The 1,584-nt window shown below is 69.9% G+C and carries 1 protein-coding gene; it reads right to left on the bottom strand.

What is annotated here, in order from left to right; translation table 11 throughout:
* Positions 1 to 1,584 (bottom strand): condensation domain-containing protein (locus ACGF3C_RS33425; RefSeq protein ID WP_393227799.1); only part of this gene is annotated, 1,584 nt, incomplete at both ends.

The raw sequence follows: 1,584 nt of genomic DNA on the forward strand, positions 1-1,584 counted from the left end.
CACACCCACCGACCGCAAATACCGAGCCAACCTGTTCGCCGCCGCATTCAACTCCGAATACGACAACGACACCCCACCATCACCAATCGCAACCGCATCGCCGCGCACACCCACCCGCGCCGCAAAGGCCGAATACGCCACACCCTCCACCGGCACCACCGGCCCCACACCCACCCGCGACAACCACCCCGCCTCACCAGCCGGCACACACACCACCCGCGAATCCCCACCCGGATCCGCCACCATCGACTCCAACACCACCCGGAACATCCCCGCCAACCGCACCAAACCCGCCGCACCAAACACCCGCCCATCAGCCACGAGGCGGATCACGGTCGGGCTGGCACCGACGGACAGGACGAACTCGGTGGCGGCCACGTCACTGGCGACCGGGGCGGGCGTGGTGTGGCCGTCGGGCGTCGGCGCGTCGCCCGGCCCGGCAGCGCCTCCCCTACCGGACGGGTCGGTACGGGGTTCGGTGTAGCCGAAGACGACGTCGATCGGGTGCGTGTCGGCACCCGTCAGCCTGCGCACCGCCGGCAACGGAAGGCGCCGATGCGGCCACAACTCCACCTCACCGTCGAACACCGACCGCACCAGATCACCCCACGAACCCCCACCCCGCTCATGACCAAACGGCAACACATTGATGTACATCCCATGCACACGCTCCGCACCCCGCACCTCCGGCCGCGCATCACACACCAACCCCGTGTAAAAACGCCGCTCATCAGTCAACTGACTCATCACCTTCAGATGAGCCGCGTGCAGAACGGCCTTGATGGGTACGCCGAGGCTGCTGGCGAGCTGGCGCAGCGCACAGTCCAGGTCGGCGATGTCCAATTCGGTGCGGCACACCTGCCGCGGGCCGGAGTCGGTCGCCTGGGTGCCCGGCAGGGTGAGCTTCGGCGTACCGGTCACGACCTCGCGCCAGTAGGCGGCGTCGGCCTCGGAGTCGAGCGCCGAGAGTTCGGTGGCCACGAAGTCCGCGTACCGGACGGCCACTGGTTCGGCGGGCGTCGGCTGCTCGCCGCGCCGCCGCCGGTGGTAGCCGTCGCGCAGGTCGGCCAGCAGAAGGTTGAGGTCCCAGCCGCCGGTGATCAGGTGGCTGACGGAGACGGTGAGCCACCAGGCCCGAACGTCCTCGCGGTGGACGGCCACCCGCAGCAGCGGCGTCGGCGTCGCCAGGTCAAACGGTCGGTCACGCTCGGCGGCGACGTACGCGGAATGGCCGCTCACCTCGGGATGCACCGCGACCGGCACCTGCGCGTCGGCGTGTACGAGCTGCATGGGCACCGAGTAGCCGGTCAGGTCGATCGAGGTGCGCAGCGTGTCGTGCCGGGCGACCAGCTCGGTGAGGGTGGCACGTAGGGGCTCGACGTCGAAGGGCAGCTCGTCGTCCACGCGCATGGTGTGCACGATGTGGTACGGCGCGGCGGTCTCGTCCTTGGCGATCTCCACCGCCATGCCCACCTGGGCCTGCGTGGCCGGGTAGGCGTCGGTGAGGTCGTCCGGCAGCGCGGCCCGGTCCGCGTCCGACAGCAACGCGAACGGCGCCACCGGCTCCCACTCGTCAACGCCCTC

It is taken from the genome of Micromonospora sp. NPDC047762, assembly GCF_043204655.1.
GTDB lineage: Bacteria > Actinomycetota > Actinomycetes > Mycobacteriales > Micromonosporaceae > Micromonospora.